The 15,764-nt window shown below is 56.3% G+C and carries 17 protein-coding genes, 1 tRNA gene and 1 pseudogene; 16 read left to right on the forward strand and 3 right to left on the reverse strand.

The genetic code is table 11. From position 1 onward, the window contains the following. A partial coding sequence (locus tag RRU01S_RS03950; protein WP_045228969.1) for a RibD family protein occupies positions 1 to 488 on the forward strand: 488 nt, incomplete at its 5' end. Beyond that, positions 488 to 1,105, forward strand: a complete 618-nt coding sequence (locus RRU01S_RS03955; protein ID WP_045228970.1) for a riboflavin synthase — start codon at positions 488 to 490, stop codon at positions 1,103 to 1,105. The genes RRU01S_RS03950 and RRU01S_RS03955, both read left to right, overlap by 1 nt. Here RRU01S_RS03955 and RRU01S_RS03960 read toward each other — a convergent pair. Further along, positions 1,071 to 1,604: pseudogene (locus RRU01S_RS03960) on the reverse strand (GNAT family N-acetyltransferase). The gene RRU01S_RS03955 and the pseudogene RRU01S_RS03960 overlap by 35 nt on opposite strands. Before the next feature lie 186 nt (positions 1,605 to 1,790). Here RRU01S_RS03960 and ribH point away from each other — a divergent pair. The 3 genes from ribH to RRU01S_RS03975 all read left to right on the forward strand — a co-directional run bounded on the left by ribH (position 1,791) and on the right by RRU01S_RS03975 (position 5,283). Then, positions 1,791 to 2,237, forward strand: coding sequence for a 6,7-dimethyl-8-ribityllumazine synthase (gene ribH, locus RRU01S_RS03965; protein WP_045228971.1), 447 nt, complete (start codon positions 1,791 to 1,793; stop codon positions 2,235 to 2,237). A gap of 4 nt (positions 2,238 to 2,241) precedes the next feature. Then, complete coding sequence (gene nusB / locus RRU01S_RS03970; RefSeq protein WP_045228972.1) at positions 2,242 to 2,739, forward strand: transcription antitermination factor NusB; 498 nt, start codon at positions 2,242 to 2,244, stop codon at positions 2,737 to 2,739. Between the two features lie 405 nt (positions 2,740 to 3,144). After that, positions 3,145 to 5,283, forward strand: a complete 2,139-nt coding sequence (locus RRU01S_RS03975; RefSeq protein WP_045228973.1) for a sodium-translocating pyrophosphatase — start codon at positions 3,145 to 3,147, stop codon at positions 5,281 to 5,283. Positions 5,284 to 5,346: 63 nt separating this feature from the next. Here the strand turns inward: RRU01S_RS03975 and RRU01S_RS03980 are convergent, their stop codons facing one another. After that, positions 5,347 to 5,886: an outer membrane protein assembly factor BamE gene (locus RRU01S_RS03980; RefSeq protein WP_045228974.1), complete on the reverse strand. Its 540-nt coding sequence runs from the start codon at positions 5,884 to 5,886 to the stop codon at positions 5,347 to 5,349. 228 nt (positions 5,887 to 6,114) lie between these two features. Between RRU01S_RS03980 and RRU01S_RS03985 the strand changes: the two genes are divergently transcribed. The 9 genes from RRU01S_RS03985 to RRU01S_RS04025 all read left to right on the forward strand — a co-directional run bounded on the left by RRU01S_RS03985 (position 6,115) and on the right by RRU01S_RS04025 (position 12,466). Further along, positions 6,115 to 6,651: a ubiquinol-cytochrome C chaperone family protein gene (locus tag RRU01S_RS03985; protein WP_045228998.1), complete on the forward strand. Its 537-nt coding sequence runs from the start codon at positions 6,115 to 6,117 to the stop codon at positions 6,649 to 6,651. A gap of 10 nt (positions 6,652 to 6,661) precedes the next feature. Continuing rightward, positions 6,662 to 7,225 (forward strand): YceD family protein, encoded by a 564-nt coding sequence (locus tag RRU01S_RS03990; protein ID WP_045228975.1) that lies wholly within the window; start codon positions 6,662 to 6,664, stop codon positions 7,223 to 7,225. Positions 7,226 to 7,325: 100 nt separating this feature from the next. Continuing rightward, complete coding sequence (gene plsX / locus RRU01S_RS03995; RefSeq protein WP_045228976.1) at positions 7,326 to 8,390, forward strand: phosphate acyltransferase PlsX; 1,065 nt, start codon at positions 7,326 to 7,328, stop codon at positions 8,388 to 8,390. After that, on the forward strand, positions 8,391 to 9,362 hold the full coding sequence (locus RRU01S_RS04000; RefSeq protein WP_045228977.1) for a beta-ketoacyl-ACP synthase III: 972 nt from the start codon (positions 8,391 to 8,393) through the stop codon (positions 9,360 to 9,362). 144 nt (positions 9,363 to 9,506) lie between these two features. Further along, positions 9,507 to 9,845, forward strand: a complete 339-nt coding sequence (locus RRU01S_RS04005; protein WP_045228978.1) for an integration host factor subunit alpha — start codon at positions 9,507 to 9,509, stop codon at positions 9,843 to 9,845. Positions 9,846 to 10,010: 165 nt separating this feature from the next. Beyond that, the gene (locus RRU01S_RS04010) at positions 10,011 to 10,541 is read left to right on the forward strand and encodes a MerR family transcriptional regulator (RefSeq protein ID WP_045228999.1); all 531 of its coding nucleotides are present in this window, start codon (positions 10,011 to 10,013) and stop codon (positions 10,539 to 10,541) included. Between the two features lie 201 nt (positions 10,542 to 10,742). Continuing rightward, complete coding sequence (locus RRU01S_RS04015; protein ID WP_045229000.1) at positions 10,743 to 11,450, forward strand: hypothetical protein; 708 nt, start codon at positions 10,743 to 10,745, stop codon at positions 11,448 to 11,450. 65 nt (positions 11,451 to 11,515) lie between these two features. Continuing rightward, a tRNA-Leu gene (locus RRU01S_RS04020) sits at positions 11,516 to 11,601 on the forward strand. Positions 11,602 to 11,710: 109 nt separating this feature from the next. Further along, entirely contained in the window at positions 11,711 to 12,466 is a 756-nt protein-coding gene (locus RRU01S_RS04025) for an SGNH/GDSL hydrolase family protein (RefSeq protein ID WP_131367763.1), read from the forward strand. 47 nt (positions 12,467 to 12,513) lie between these two features. Here RRU01S_RS04025 and RRU01S_RS04030 read toward each other — a convergent pair whose 3' ends face one another. Then, complete coding sequence (locus RRU01S_RS04030) at positions 12,514 to 13,974, reverse strand: TrkH family potassium uptake protein (protein WP_045228980.1); 1,461 nt, start codon at positions 13,972 to 13,974, stop codon at positions 12,514 to 12,516. 89 nt (positions 13,975 to 14,063) lie between these two features. Here RRU01S_RS04030 and ilvA point away from each other — a divergent pair, with 89 nt between their 5' ends. Together ilvA and RRU01S_RS04040 are read left to right on the forward strand one after the other, a co-directional pair. Continuing rightward, complete coding sequence (gene ilvA / locus RRU01S_RS04035; RefSeq protein ID WP_045229001.1) at positions 14,064 to 15,338, forward strand: threonine ammonia-lyase; 1,275 nt, start codon at positions 14,064 to 14,066, stop codon at positions 15,336 to 15,338. Positions 15,339 to 15,406: 68 nt separating this feature from the next. Beyond that, positions 15,407 to 15,718, forward strand: a complete 312-nt coding sequence (locus tag RRU01S_RS04040; protein ID WP_045228981.1) for an HlyU family transcriptional regulator — start codon at positions 15,407 to 15,409, stop codon at positions 15,716 to 15,718. Positions 15,719 to 15,764: the final 46 nt, after the last annotated feature.

Here is a 15,764-nt window from a genome sequence, read left to right on the forward strand (position 1 = left end):
TCGGCTCGTGGTTGGCAGGTCGCCCTTCTTCAGCGCTCGATACGTCGTTAGCGGATGACGCAGAGGGTGAGATGTCCAGCGAAGCAAGCGCCCAGCCAATCTCCCCACCTGAGGGGGAGATGCCCGGCAGGACAGAGGGGGGTAGCGCCACCCACAAGCAGTCCGAACTCGAAGCCACCCACAAACGCCAACACCTCGAAGCCTCGGGCGTCGAAATCCTGGAAGTCCCAGACCTCGCCACTCTCCTCACCATTCTCGCCAACCGCGGAATGTCGGAGCTTCTGGTCGAAGGTGGCGCTTACGTCGCAAAATCCTTCCTTGAGGCTGGGCTCGTGGATCGTATTCTGCTGTTCGAAAGCCCTGTTGTCATCGGCGCTGGCGGGCTTGAAAGCCCGCTCACCCGTGCCGATATCCCAGAGGAATTTACCTTTGTCGGCGAAACTGCTTACGGGCCGGATCGCTGTTTTGAATTTGAAAGGCCGCTTTGATGTTTACCGGAATTGTCACTGATGTCGGAACCGTGTCCGAGCTTGAGGCGCTGCCGGAAGGCGTGCGGCTGCGCGTTGCGACGAGTTATGACCCCAAAACCATCGACATCGGCGCATCGATTTCCCATGGCGGTGTGTGTCTGACGGTGACGAAGCTGCCGGAACAGGGCAGCAATGAACGCTGGTTTGAGGTCGAGGCCTGGGAAGAGGCGCTTCGCTTGACCACCATTGCCAGCTGGACGAAGGATACGCGCGTCAATCTGGAGCGGGCGCTGAAGATTGGCGACGAACTCGGCGGTCACATCGTATCCGGCCATGTGGATGACAAGGCGGAGATACTGTCCATCGAGCCGGAAGGTGAGGCGGTGCGCATTCGTCTTCGCGCACCAGAACATCTGGCGAAATTCGTCGCTCCCAAAGGCTCCATCGCGCTGGATGGTACATCGCTGACGGTAAACGCTGTCAACGGCACGGATTTCGACGTTCTCCTCATCCGCCACACCCTATCTGTAACCACATGGGGCGACCGTCAGCCGGGCGATTTCGTGAATTTCGAAGTTGATACCATGGCGCGCTATGCCGCTAGGCTGGCGGAGTTTCCGTCCGCGAAAGAATGACGATTTCGCCATTGTAGTTGGTGCGGGCAATCTCCACAAAACCGAGCTTACCTGCCAGCTTCAGCGACGCGCGATTGTCCGGATGAATGATGGATGTCATCGGCAGGTCCGGAAAGTTTGCCTTTGCCCATTGGATCAGCGCGGAGACGGCTTCAAACGCATAACCCTTGCCGTGGCAATCGGGAAAAAGAATCCAACCGGTTTCCAATGTACCTTCGACGGAGGGCGTGATCTCTCGACGCGCTTCATGGAAGCCCGCTTCGCCGATGAAACGACCGCTCTCCTTTTCCTCGATCGCCATGAAACCGAAGCCTAGATGGTGCTAGTGTCCGGCAGAGCGCAGCATTTTGGTCCAGCTTTGTTCGCGGGTGGCTGGTGTTCCACTGATATAACGCACGACGTCCGGGTCAGCCCACAGCGCCACGTAGTCTGGGAAATCATCGAGGTGATGTGATCTGAGGATAAGGCGAGGGGTTTCTATGATCGGGATGCTGTGCAAGCGATGCTCCTGCGGTTGTCACGCAAAAATAAACAGATTCCTGTTGCGATCAAACTGCGAAATTTTCTGATGGTGTTCGAGACCTCGGACCTGCCATGCGCGAAAAATGCTTGCCAATCGGTGCAAGCCATGGTTTGACCGCGCCAAAAGCCGGGATGATCCGGCGCAGCTTTTCAGGAAATTCCCATGTCCAAGCCTCATCTTCTCATCGTGGAAGCACGTTTTTATGACGATATGGCCGATGCCCTTCTCGACGGCGCGAAATTTGCGCTCGATGAAGCGGGTGCCACCTATGACATCATTACCGTTCCGGGCGCTCTGGAAATCCCGCCCGCCATCGCCATGGCGCTCGACGGTGCTGACAATGACGGCACGGAGTATGACGGTTTCATCGCACTCGGCATGGTCATTCGCGGCGAGACTTACCACTTCGATATCGTGTCCAACGAATCTTCGCGCGCATTGATGGATTTGGCCGTCAGTGAATCGCTTGCCATCGGCAACGGCATCATGACCGTTGAAAATGAAGAACAGGCCTGGGTTCGCGTTCGCCGCTCCGACAAGGACAAAGGTGGCTTTGCGGCCCGTGCGGCGCTGACCATGATCGAACTGAAGAAAAAACTGGGTGGCTGAGACTATGAGCAACACTGAGAACGGCTCCGAGCCTCGCCCCCCGTCGACCAAGCCCGTCAACCAGCGCGGTGCTGCGCGGCTTGCTGCCGTGCAGGCGCTGTACCAGATGGATGTCGGCGGCACCGGCGTGATGGAAGTCGTCGCCGAGTATGAGGCGCATCGCCTGGGTCAGGAAGTGGACGGCGAGACCTACCTGAAGGCCGATCCTTCATGGTTCCGTTCCATCGTTGCGGGCGTCGTGCGCGACCAGACCAAGATCGACCCGCTGGTGCGTTCCGCTCTTCAGGAAGATTGGCCGCTGTCGCGCCTCGATACCACTGTGCGCGCCATTCTGCGTGCGGGTACGTTTGAAATTCTGGAGCGTAAGGACGTTCCGGTTGCCGTCATCGTGACCGAATATGTCGAGATCGCCCGTGCGTTTTTCGAACATGATGAGCCAAAGCTCGTCAATGCGGTTCTGGACCGTATTGCCAAGCAAGTGCGCGGCGAGGCAAAACGCTAAGAACCCTCTTAGGAAGACAGAGCGCCGTTTCCGTTCCGGGACTCGAACACCAACTGGACGAACCAAGCGCGATGTCTTCACGCTTGACCATTGCGCGCCCATCATGGGCTCTGCCAGGCCGCTGAGTTTCTCAGTCGGCAAGTTTGTGGGCATCTGTCTTTGCTCATTCTTTTCCTTTTTCTAAAACAAAAGCAAAAACCGCTCTGAATCAGAGTGATAAGATTTCCCGCGGTCATCTTCGGACTTGACGCGGCGGGTTTCGCCAACGCATCCTTGCCATGCAAGCCGTTATTCCTTGGAGGGGAAGACGCGGCTTACCTTGGCGTGAGGGTTAAGCTCCTTTCGCCCCGCATGGTTTCGCCCGCCGGGAAGGGAGTGAGCCCGGCACATTGGAGGTAAGTGCGAATGACCGTCATTGCATTGGTAATTTTATGCGGTGTCCTGTCCGTGGTGTATGCGGTGTGGGCAACGAAAAGCGTTCTGGATGCCGATCAGGGTAGCGAGCGCATGCAGGAAATAGCAAGCTATATCAGGGAGGGCGCGCAGGCGTATCTCGCCCGTCAATATCTTACCATCGCAATCGTCGGTATCATCGTCGCAGCCGCGGTCTGGTTCTTTCTGTCGCCGGAAGCATCGATTGGCTTCATCATCGGTGCCGTCTTGTCCGGTGCCGCAGGCTTTATCGGCATGCATGTGTCGGTGCGCGCCAATCTGCGCACGGCGCAGGCCGCATCCCATAGTCTTGCCGCAGGTCTCGATATCGCCTTCAAATCCGGTGCCATCACCGGCATGCTGGTGGCCGGTCTCGCGCTCTTGGGCGTTTCCATCTACTACCTCGTGCTGACAGCGGGGCTTGGCCACGCGACCGGTTCGCGTGAGGTGATCGACGCGCTTGTGTCGCTTGGCTTCGGCGCATCGCTCATTTCCATCTTTGCCCGTTTGGGCGGCGGCATCTTTACCAAGGGTGCCGATGTCGGTGGCGATCTGGTTGGTAAGGTCGAGGCTGGTATTCCGGAAGATGATCCACGTAACCCCGCCACCATCGCCGACAATGTCGGTGATAATGTCGGCGATTGCGCTGGCATGGCCGCTGACCTGTTCGAGACCTATGCAGTCTCTGTAGTCGCAACCATGGTTCTCGCCGCGATCTTTTTCGCCGGTGCGCCGGTGCTTGAAAGTGCCATGCTGTATCCGCTGGCCATCTGCGGTGTTTGCGCACTGACCTCGATTGCCGGGACGTTCTTCGTCAAGCTCGGTACCAACAATTCCATCATGGGTGCTCTCTATAAGGGCCTGATCGCCACGGGCGTCTTCTCCGTTGCGGGCCTTGCGGTCGCAACGTCGCTGACCATCGGCTGGGGCTCCATCGGCACCGTGGCGGGCAGGGACATCACCGGCACCAACCTGTTCATGTGCGGTATCGTCGGTCTGCTGGTCACGGCGCTGATCGTCGTCATTACGGAATATTACACCGGCACCAACAAGCGTCCGGTCAATTCCATCGCACAGGCCTCCGTCACAGGGCATGGCACCAACGTCATTCAAGGCTTGGCCGTCTCGCTGGAATCAACGGCCCTTCCAGCCATCGTCATCGTCGGCGGTATTCTGTCGACCTACCAACTCGCAGGCCTGTTCGGCACCGGCATTGCCGTGACTGCCATGATCGGCATTGCGGGCATGATCGTCGCGCTCGATGCATTCGGTCCGGTCACGGATAATGCTGGTGGCATCGCGGAAATGGCGGGGCTCGATCCAGATGTGCGCAAGGCAACCGATGCGCTGGATGCAGTCGGCAATACCACCAAGGCTGTCACTAAGGGCTATGCCATCGGTTCGGCGGGTCTTGGTGCTCTCGTGCTGTTTGCGGCCTATTCCAATGACCTTGCCTATTTCGCGGCCAACGGCGATCTCTATCCCTACTTCAAGGATATCGGCGACATTTCCTTCAGCCTGTCCAATCCATACGTGGTTGCAGGACTGTTATTCGGGGGCATGATTCCCTACCTCTTTGGCGGCATCGCCATGACGGCAGTCGGCAAGGCCGCTGGCTCCATCGTTGAAGAAGTTCGCCGCCAGTTCCACGAAAAGCCAGGCATTATGCTTGGTACGGAAAAGCCAGATTACGGTCGTGCTGTGGATATCCTGACCAAGGCAGCTATTCGCGAAATGGTTGTTCCCTCGTTGCTGCCGGTGCTGGCGCCGCTCGTCGTTTATTTCGGCGTGCTGCTTATTTCCGGCTCCAAGGCCTCGGCCTTTGCCGCACTCGGCGCGTCGCTTCTTGGTGTCATAATCAACGGCCTGTTCGTGGCTATCTCTATGACATCAGGTGGCGGTGCCTGGGATAATGCCAAGAAGAGCTTCGAAGATGGCTTTATCGACAAGGATGGCGTCACGCATCTCAAGGGCTCTGATGCGCACAAGGCATCGGTGACGGGTGACACTGTCGGCGATCCCTACAAGGATACGGCCGGCCCTGCGGTCAATCCGGCGATCAAGATCACCAATATCGTGGCGTTGTTGTTACTGGCTGTGCTGGCGCACTGACGTCTGAAACGAAAAAGCCCGCGAGATCGTCTCGCGGGCTTTTTGAATCGTTCATTGTCTTGATCAGAAGCCGCTGCCGTTGTCGCCGCTCTGGCCCAGAATGCTCTTTGCGATACCCGCGCCTGCGGTGCCGCCAGACAGAAGCTGTTGCAGGAAGGTGAGGTCCTTGCCGCCTGTTGGGGTGGTGCGGGAAATCGTATCGAACACCTTGCCGTCCTGAAGCGTGTAGTTCGCCTTTTGCGAAACGACGCCGTTCTTGTCGAAATAGATTGCCAGAATGGTCTGTTCGACCAGCTGCGGCTTCATGAAGGCTGCCTTGCGCACGCGCTTCTGGGAGATGTAGTAGAAAACTTCATTGCCGAAGGTGGCCGTTGTCGAAGGCGTGCCCATGGTCAGCAATACCTGTTCGCGGCTGGAGCCGACAGGGATAAGCTGGAGGGACTGTTCGTCGGCCACGTAACCATTGTGGAAAACGTCGGTGGTGCTGGAGCAGGCCGTCAGCAGGCTGGATGCGATGACGATCGCCACGGCAGTCTTGCTGAGAAACTTGGTCTGCGTTCCGGATTTCTGCTTGCTCACCTGCGTTTCCCCGACTGCGATCATGAATGGCACCTTCCGGCATTGCGTGTTGTACCGCTTCTGTACACACGATTATGTCAATCCGGGGACATGAAATCCCCGTTTCACAAAGGAATGCAATGATTGGCCGATGATCAAGCTGACCTGAACGGCATTGCAATTCTCGGATGCTTCGGTAAACCAGCTTTGGCAATCATGCAACAAGTGCAATGGGCGAGACGTGATTTCGTCGATCAATATTCGGAAATTTCGATGGTGTTCGGCCTTTTCAAAAAGAAAAACAACAATCAGGCCATCGTTGATCGGCAATATACCACGCTGACGACCGCCGCTCGCCATCCGGATTTCTATCTTCACCTTGGCGTGCCGGATACGGTCATGGGTCGCTTCGAGCTTCTGGCCATCGTGATGATTCTGTATTTCCGCCGGATGAAGACCGCCACGACCAGCGGCCAGGAGATTGCGCAAGAGATCATCGACGCTTTTTTTCAGGACCTCGATCACTCCATGCGCGAGCTTGGCATCGGTGACCAGGGTGTGCCCAAACGCATGAAGAAATTCGCTGGAATGTTCTACGGCCGGCTTGAAGCCTATGCCGCAGCGCTCGATGCTTCGGACGCGACAGCCCTTGCGGCAGCCCTTGCACGCAATATATACCCCCAGGCAGACGCGTCCGCGCCCGATATGCGCGGACTTGCCAATTGGATGATGGTGGCCGCCGATGCGTTGTCCGCGCAATCGGAAGACTTGATTGCGACTGGGCGCGTGACGCTGCCCGCCCCGGTTTGAAGAGGTTTCGATGAATTCGCAACATGCGGCCAATGACGACGTTCCTTTTTCCTATCCTGTGAAGGTAGGCCATATTTCCGCCAATCCCGTCAGGATTGGTCTCACCGCGAGTCCTGAGGAATTGGTTGGGCTGGCGAAATTGTGGGATGTCGTATCCGTTGAATATTTGAAAAGCGAATTGCAGGTTACGCGTTGGAAAAGGGATGGATTGAGGATTACGGGCGATGTGAAAGCCGCGCTCACTCAGTCTTGCGTGGTAACGCTCGAACCGGTTTCGAGCGTGATCAATGAGAAGATCGAGCAGATTTTCGTGCCGGAAGGCTCAAAACTGGCCCGTATGATGACCAACGAGCAAGGCGAGATCGTCTTGGACCCGGATGGTCCAGACAGCCCGGATCAGTTCACCGGCGACACCATCGATGTCGGTGTCGTCGTTGCTGAATTTGCAGCCCTTGCCATCGATCCCTATCCCCGCAAGCCGGACGTCGATTTCGCTGGTTTCGGTGAAGAGAAGGCAGAAGAAGACCAAAAACCATCGCCCTTCGCGGCGCTCAAGGACTGGAAAAAAGACTGAATGCGATTGGTTATGACCAATAATTCAGTTGTAAGAGAGCGCGGAAACGGTATTTTCGCGCAAAATTCCACCGCACAGCGGTAAGAAGGATCAGGGACGAGTGATCAGAATAGCAATTGACGTCATGGGCGGAGACTTTGGCCCTGATGTTGCCATCCCAGGTGCTGCAAAGGCACTGGAGCGGCATACCGATGTAACCTTTCTGCTTTATGGACAGAAGGCCATATGTGAACCTATTCTCGCGCAATTTCCAACGCTTCGGGACAAATCGCAGTTTTTCGATTGCGAAGTGTCCGTCACCATGGACGAAAAGCCCAGCCAGGCTTTGCGCCGCGGCCGTTACGTTTCCAGCATGTGGCGTGCCATCGAGGCCGTGAAGGTCGGTGAGGCCGATGTCGTCGTCTCCGCTGGTAACACCGGCGCTTTGATGGCCATGGCGAAATTCTGCCTGCGCACCATGGCGCGGATCGAACGGCCTGCAATTGCAGGCATTTGGCCAACGACACGCGGCGAAAGCATCGTTCTTGATGTGGGTGCGACCATCGGTGCGGATTCGCAACAGCTTCTCGACTTTGCCATCATGGGCGGCGCCATGGCGCGCGCGCTTTTCGATATCGACCGCCCGACGGTCGGCCTTCTCAACGTCGGCGTCGAAGAGGTCAAGGGCCAGGACGAGGTGCGCGAAGCGGGCCGTCTCATCCGTGAAGCGGATCTCGGGACCATCGATTACCGCGGTTTCGTTGAAGGCAATGACATCGGCAAGGGCACGGTCGATGTGGTCGTGACCGAAGGCTTTACCGGCAATATCGCTCTGAAAACGGCCGAAGGCACCGCCCGTCAGATCAACACGCTTCTGCGTGAGGCGATTTCCCGCAGCTTCATTGCCAAGATTGGCTATATCCTGGCGAAAAGTGCGTTTGATGTGCTGCGCGAGAAAATGGACCCGCGCAAGGTCAATGGCGGCGTGTTTCTCGGTCTGAACGGCATCGTCATCAAGAGCCATGGCAGCACCGATGCGCTCGGTTTCGCATCGGCGATCGATGTGGGCTATGATATGGCGCATAACGGTTTGACCGCGAAAATAGAAAATGATTTGAAAGCATACCACGCAAGACGTCTTCCGCCTCCGGCACCCGAAGCGCTCGTGGTTGATGAGGAACTATAGATGATCCGCTCGATTATACGTGGTTACGGTGCAGCGCTTCCAAAGCGCGTCATGACGAACCAGGACATTGAAGCGATCGTCGAGACCACGGACGAGTGGATCGTTCAGCGCACCGGCATCAAGCAGCGGTATATCGCAGGCGAGGGGGAAACGACCTCGTCGCTGGGTGAACTAGCTGCGCGCGCGGCGCTTGAAAATGCTGGCATCAAGCCTGATGAGATCGACCTGATCATCGTAGCGACGTCCACGCCTGATAATACCTTTCCGGCAACGGCGGTAAACATCCAGAACCGTCTTGGCATTACCAGCGGTTTTGCGTTCGACGTGCAGGCCGTCTGTTCCGGCTTCGTCTATGCCATGGCAACTGCCGACCTTTATATTCGCGGCGGCATGGCCAAGCGCGTGCTGGTCATCGGCGCTGAAACCTTCTCGCGCATTCTCGACTGGACCGACCGCACGACCTGCGTTTTGTTCGGTGACGGCGCAGGCGCTGTCGTTCTGGAAGCAGGCGAGGGTGAGGGCAAGACCTCCGATCGCGGCATTCTGACATCCAATTTGCGCTCTGACGGCTCACACAAGGACAAGCTCTACGTGGACGGTGGGCCGTCCACGACCGGCACGGTCGGGCATTTGCGCATGGAAGGTCGCGAGGTTTTCAAACATGCCGTTGGTATGATTACGGACGTTATCGAAGCTGCATTCGAGGCGACCGGCACGACGGCGGATGATCTGGACTGGCTTGTGCCGCATCAGGCAAACCGCCGCATCATTGATGGCTCGGCTAAAAAGCTTGGTATTCCCAGCGAAAAAGTTGTCATCACTGTCGACCAGCATGGCAACACATCGGCTGCATCCATTCCGCTTGCATTGGCTGCCGCTGCTGCCGATGGTCGCATCAAAAAGGGCGATCTGGTGATGCTTGAAGCCATGGGTGGTGGTTTCACATGGGGTGCCGTTCTGCTGCGCTGGTAAAGTTTGCTTTATGATCGCCGGTAAACCATTGCCACTATTAATGGAAATGCCTAAACGATTCTGGAAACTTTGCTTGACCGGTTGCGACAAGGGCAATAATCTCTGAGCGGTTCAGCAAAATAAAAGAGAGCGGTGCGGGGAAATATGGCCGGGAAAACAGTGACACGTGCGGATCTAGCCGAGTCTGTGTTTCGAAAAGTGGGGTTGTCCCGAACCGAATCCGCCGAACTGGTTGAAACCGTTATCGACGAAATTTGCAATGCAATCACACGCGGAGAAGTTGTCAAACTGTCTTCGTTTGCCACGTTTCAAATCCGCGAAAAGAACGAGCGTATCGGTCGTAACCCCAAGACCGGCGAAGAAGTCCCGATCTCTCCGCGCCGTGTCATGACCTTCAAGGCCTCCAACGTTCTCAAGCAACGTATTCTCAAAGCCCACTCGGCGCGCAAGGCCAAGCAGAAAACCCAGAAATCCGGTTCCTGAGACTCGTTCGTCTGCGCTATCGCTTTGATTTTTACACGCAGCGATTCCTTTCTTCCTGTGAAAATAGTTGAATTTCAACCGTCAAGCCGTTGAAATAAAGTCGATTCGCATCATACCTTGCGTCGTGTTTTAGAATCCTGCCTTCGGTCTGGATGGGAGTTGATCTTGGATAAAAGCCCCGACGCGTTTCGAACGATCAGTGAAGTGGCAGATGATCTGGACCTGCCGCAACACGTCTTGCGCTTCTGGGAAACGCGTTTTCCGCAGATCAAACCCATGAAGCGCGGCGGTGGTCGTCGCTATTATCGTCCTGATGATGTCGATCTGTTGAAGGGCATTCGCCACCTTCTCTATGACCATGGTTATACGATCAAGGGCGTGCAGAAGCTGCTCAAGACCAATGGCAATCGCTTCGTCTCTGCCATCGCTTCGGGCGACATGGCAACGATGGAAGCCATCATGGCAGCCAGCGGGGAGACTGCGGAACCACGCGTTGCCAGCGCTGAAGAAGACGAGGTCGTCGGTCGCCCCAAGGCAAAGCCCAGCGGCCGTTTTTTTGGCTTTGGTGGTGCCGGAGACGACACGCCCGAAATCTCCATCGGCAAATCCAGCATCAGCAAGGACGACCGCGCCCTGTTGCAGGAGGCTTTGTTCGACCTTCTGGAATGCAAGCGCCTGCTCGATCAAGTGCGTTGATCCCCAAGCAAGCTGTGGATAATCCCATTTTTGATCGGCATTTATTTCAAATGCCAACCTTTCGGAAACTCCTTGGACCGATAATGCGCTTCAAAGCGTGTCATGCGTGGCAGTCGAGTGTGCCACCACGCGCAGAGAAAGCGAATTCACGGCCTGTTGCGCAATCAGGATCGCAGCGTGCCGCAGACATGGAGTTCCGCCGTGAGCAAGAGAAAACCCGCAACCCGTCGCCGTTCTTCCGCCAAGTCTGGCGGCCCAGGCTTGTGGTCCTGGATGTTGCTGCTTGGCGTGGCGATTGGCGGCATTCAGGTATACGAGCATCGCGATAGTCTCCTGCCGCAACTGAAAGGTACCATCGCTTCTGTGTCGAAAACGGTCCTGCCACCGCCCAAGCCCGCAACCCGCGAGGTGGCTTCCGAACGACAAAGACCAATACCAACACAGACGGTCGCTCTGCCAGCCAGTGGCGCACCTATTCCGCCGCGCTCTATCGCCATGCCTTCCGGCGCAGCAGCAATGCAAACGGCATCTGCTACGCTGCCAGCGCCTCGTCCGCAGGTGCAGACCGTATCGCTGACCGAAAAGCCCGGTACCTTTGCCTTTTGCGGACGCTCCGGTCTCAACAATTGCGTGGCTGACGGCAACACCTTCTGGATGAAGGGCGTGAAAATGAAGCTTTCGGGCATCGACGTGCCTAATACGGAACAGGCGCGCTGCCTCGAAGAACGCCAGAAAGGCTTTACCGCCAAGGTCCGCCTGCGCGACATGCTGAACGCTGGCGGCTTCCAGGTCGCATCTGCGGGCGGTTCCTCAACCCTTTCGAGAGCTGGCGTCTCTTTTGCCGATCAGTTGGTGCGCGAAGGTCTGGCGCGCCGCGCCGGTGCTGCAAATCCATCCTGGTGTGGCTAAATCACACACGGTATCATCACCCCCGTTGACCGGACCCGCCTGCGCTGTGTAGATAAAAACTGCAAGCGGACGTGGCGGAATCGGTATACGCAGCAGACTTAAAATCTGCCGGCCCATGGTCTTGCGGGTTCAAGTCCCGCCGTCCGCACCAGCTTCATAAGTCATGGTTAAGATCCAACGTCGTTTATAGGTATCACGTGCCGCTATTTGAGGGCGTTGCCGACGATAAACTACATTGGATATTAGAAATTGGAGGCTTTTTGAAAAAGCAGTCGGGCCATACGATACTCTATACATTGGGCGACAGCCATTCCTTATGGAGTTTTGCCGGTGTGGCTGGTGCCAAGTTATTCTGGCGTGGCCCTGTTACAATGCACCGGGTTTCGAGAGACGGAATAAAGTCTGTGATGCCCCAAAATTGCCGTCCAACCAAAAAAGATATTCTTGTTTTGTCGTTCGGTGAAATCGATTGCCGTGTGCACATGATAAAACAAGCAGTTGCCCAGGGTACGACGACCAGAAAACAGGTCGATCTGCTGTGTGACAGGTTCGCTTTGGCTGTTGAAGAGTTCCGCAACCAGTGTCCGGCTCAAATTGCCATTTCCTGCATTCTTCCTCCAGCTCGCATTGGGCTTGCACTCGGAGATTATCCGTCAGAGGAAGCCTGCTTTGACGATGCAAAGGCGATCCGAGATCAAATCAATCTTCGCTTGTCCAAGATGGCGCCGCTCGTCGATTTTCGTGCGTTTTTTACGGACACTGACGGATGGCTGAATGAACGCGTATCCGATGGGAATGTGCATATCGATAGTCGAAATGTGCAGCCAGTGCTTGACGCGTTAAACCAGCTTTTTGGCACAAAGTTTGTTGCTGCAGCGCCTGTCTGGCCGAATGTCGGAAAGATGAAGCATCCCGAATATATGTCGCCTTTCAAAAGATTTCGGAGGCAATTAAAAGGCATTCTGTTTGCACATTTGCGCAAAATGAAATCTCTTTTCTTTGGTGACGCTCTTTAACTATTCGATGAAAGGTGATGTGGCGTCTTTAAAGTGTAAAGTGCTTTTCACCCCTTCCAGAACAATGGCATCAACAGCACCAGCACCGTCAAAATCTCCAGACGACCCAGCAGCATCATCAGCGATAGCAGATAGAGCGCCGGGTCGCTGATCGTTGAGAAATTTCCGGCGGGGCCGATGGTGGGGCCGATGCCGGGGCCGACGTTTGCGAGGGAGGTGGCCACCGCCGAGGTTGCCGTCAGGAAGTCGTAGCCCATGGCACTCATGACCAGGCTGCCGCCGATCCACAGGGCTATGAAGCAGCTCAGGAACAGGAAGACGTTGCGGATGGTTTCGGCGTCTACGACCTGGGCGCCGTAGCGCACGGTGTAGACCGCGTCAGGGTAGAGCAGCTTTTTCAGGCCGGTTTTCACGACATTATAGACGATGACGAAGCGGTAGGCCTTTATGCCGCCTGCGGTGGAGCCGGAACAGCCGCCCATGAAGGTGGCGAAGAAGGCGACGACCACGACGAAAGGTCCCCACAGCGTATAGTCGTCACTGGCAAAGCCGCCGGTGGACAGGATCGACGTCATGTTGAAGAAGGAATGGCTAAGCGCGATGTAGAGCGGAACGCCGTTCGTGATGTGGTGATAGATGCCGACGGCCAACGAGATGGCGCAGAGATAGCCGATGAAGACGCGGATTTGCGGATCGTGGAGAATATCCATGCGGCCACGCACGGCGAGCAGGATCATCACGGAAAAGGGCAGGCTTCCGAGGATGAGGAAGAAGGTGGCGATCCACAGCAGCGCGACGTTGTTGCCGAAAAAGGCGAAAGACGCGTCGTGGGTGGAGAAACCGCCGGTAGCCACCGTCGACATGGCGTGGTTCAGCGCATCGAAGTGCGTCATGCCCGCGAAATCGAATGCGATGGTGCAGGCCAGCGTCATCACCACATAAATGCCGACGAAGGCTTTGGTGAAGCTGGCAAGGCGCGCGAACGGTCGGTCGTTGGCTGTATCTGAGGATTCCATGCGAAAGAAGGTCATGCCGCCAACGCGCAGCAGCGGCAGGATGAAAAGGCCGAGTGCCACGATACCGATACCGCCGAGCCAGCACAGCAGCGAGCGCCAGATGAGAATGCCCTGCGGCGCCTTGTCCAACCCGTAAATGGCGGTGGAGCCGGTGGTTGTGATGGCGGAAACGGATTCGAACAAAGCGCGCCCGAAAGAGAGATTGAGCTCCGACAGATAGAGCGGAACGGCGCCAATCAGCGAGAAGACCAGCCATAGGACATTGACCAGCAGGAAGCCGAACCGCTTGTTGAATGTCGGCATCGGCGCGCGGGTAGCCAGCGCGCAGGCCAGTGACAGCCCGCCGCACAGGAAGCCGGAGGTGGCAAAGACCGCCCAGTCGTTGTTGCCGTAATAGAGGTCTGCCATGGCAGGCACGAACATGGCGGTTGCCATGTAAAGCCCGAAGACCGAAGCGATGTAGAGGACTGCGCGCAAAAGGTTGCTGTTCAAAAAAGGGAACCTTCATGGAGTGAGCCGTACCGAAAGCGCGTAAAGAGTCTTTGTGTCAGGCGTTTTCCTATGGCATAGCGGTTGCCATCGTGAAATTCAATGGATTGAAAATCGTGGATAAATTGCTTGTAGAGGCCGCACGGCGGGAAGTTCGGGAATTGTTTCCCGAAACGCCGTTGCAGTTGAATGAACATCTCAGCCGCCGGTATGGAGCCGAGATTTGGCTGAAGCGTGAAGACCTCACGCCGGTTCGTTCCTACAAGATTAGAGGCGCGTTCAACTTTCTGCGCAAGGCGGTGTCCACCACGGGCAAGAATAAAGTTTTCGTCTGCGCGTCTGCGGGTAACCACGCGCAGGGCTTTGCTTTTGCCTGCCGCCATTTCGGCGTGCATGGTGTGGTCTTCATGCCGGTGACGACGCCGCAGCAGAAGATCGACAAGACCCGCATTTTTGGTGGCGAGTTCATCAAGATCAAGCTGATCGGCGATATTTTCGACCAGTGCTATGCCGCCGCCCGCGCTTATGTGGAAGAACACGACGCCTATATGGTGCCGCCCTTCGACCATAAGGATATTATCGAGGGACAGGCGACTGTTGCCGCCGAGATCGTCGACCAGTTGCCAGACAGCAAGGCACCGGATCTGCTGGTCATGCCGGTTGGCGGTGGCGGGCTTTCAGCTGGCCTGACTGGATTTTTTGCGGATAAGGTCGCCAGCAGCAATTTCATTTTTTGTGAGCCGGTGGGCGCGCCTAGCCTGAAGAGAAGTCTTGAAGCCGGTAAGGCCGTCACGCTCGATAAGGTCGATAATTTCGTTGACGGTGCTGCTGTCGCGCGGCTTGGCGACCTCAACTTCGAGGCGCTCAAGCATTTTCCGCCAGAGCAGGTGGAACTGATCCCCGAAAACGCCATCTGTGTGACGATCATCGATATGCTGAACCTTGAAGGTGTGGTGCTGGAACCTGCGGGTGCCCTAGCCATTGCAGCACTTGAACAGCTTGGCCGGGAAAAACTGGAAGGCAAGCGCGTCGTTTGCGTCGTTTCCGGTGGCAATTTCGATTTCGACCGTCTGCCTGATGTCAAAGAACGCGCAATGCGTTACACGGGCGTGAAGAAATATTTCATCCTGCGTCTGCCGCAGCGTCCCGGCGCGCTTCGCGATTTTCTCAATCTTCTGGGACCGGATGATGATGTTGCGCGGTTCGAATATCTGAAGAAATCGGCGCGCAATTTCGGCTCCATCCTCATCGGTATCGAAACGACCGAGCCAGAGAATTTCAGCGGGCTGTTCAAGCGTTTTGAAGAGGCAGGACTGGGTTACGAGGATATTACTGAAAACGAAATCCTCGCCAATCTCATCATCTGATGGCGAGATATGATCGGGCAGGGTGGTTTTGGTGTCATTCTGCGGACAGGAAACCAGGAAGGTAAACCATGGCTTCATTCTTTTCGAAACTCTTTTCCGCTTTCGGCTCATCCCCATCGGACGACGCGCCGAAGAAGACCGAGACAGCAGAGGCACATCCCTACAAGGATTGCGTGATCTATGCGACGCCGATGAAGGAAGGTGGGCAGTACCGCCTGGCGGGACGGATCGAAAAGAAGGTGGGCGACGAAACGCTCACGCATGAATTCGTGCGCGCGGACGTGTTTACCAGCCTTGACGATGCGGTGGATTTTACCGTGCGCAAGGCGCAGCTGATCATCGACCAGAGCGGTGCCTCTTTGTTTGCAGACAAAAAATAACGGCCGCGAGAGGCTCGCAGCCGTTATGAAGATTTTGAAAAGCGGC

The organism is Agrobacterium rubi TR3 = NBRC 13261 (genome assembly GCF_000739935.1).
In the GTDB taxonomy this organism is placed as follows: domain Bacteria; phylum Pseudomonadota; class Alphaproteobacteria; order Rhizobiales; family Rhizobiaceae; genus Agrobacterium; species Agrobacterium rubi.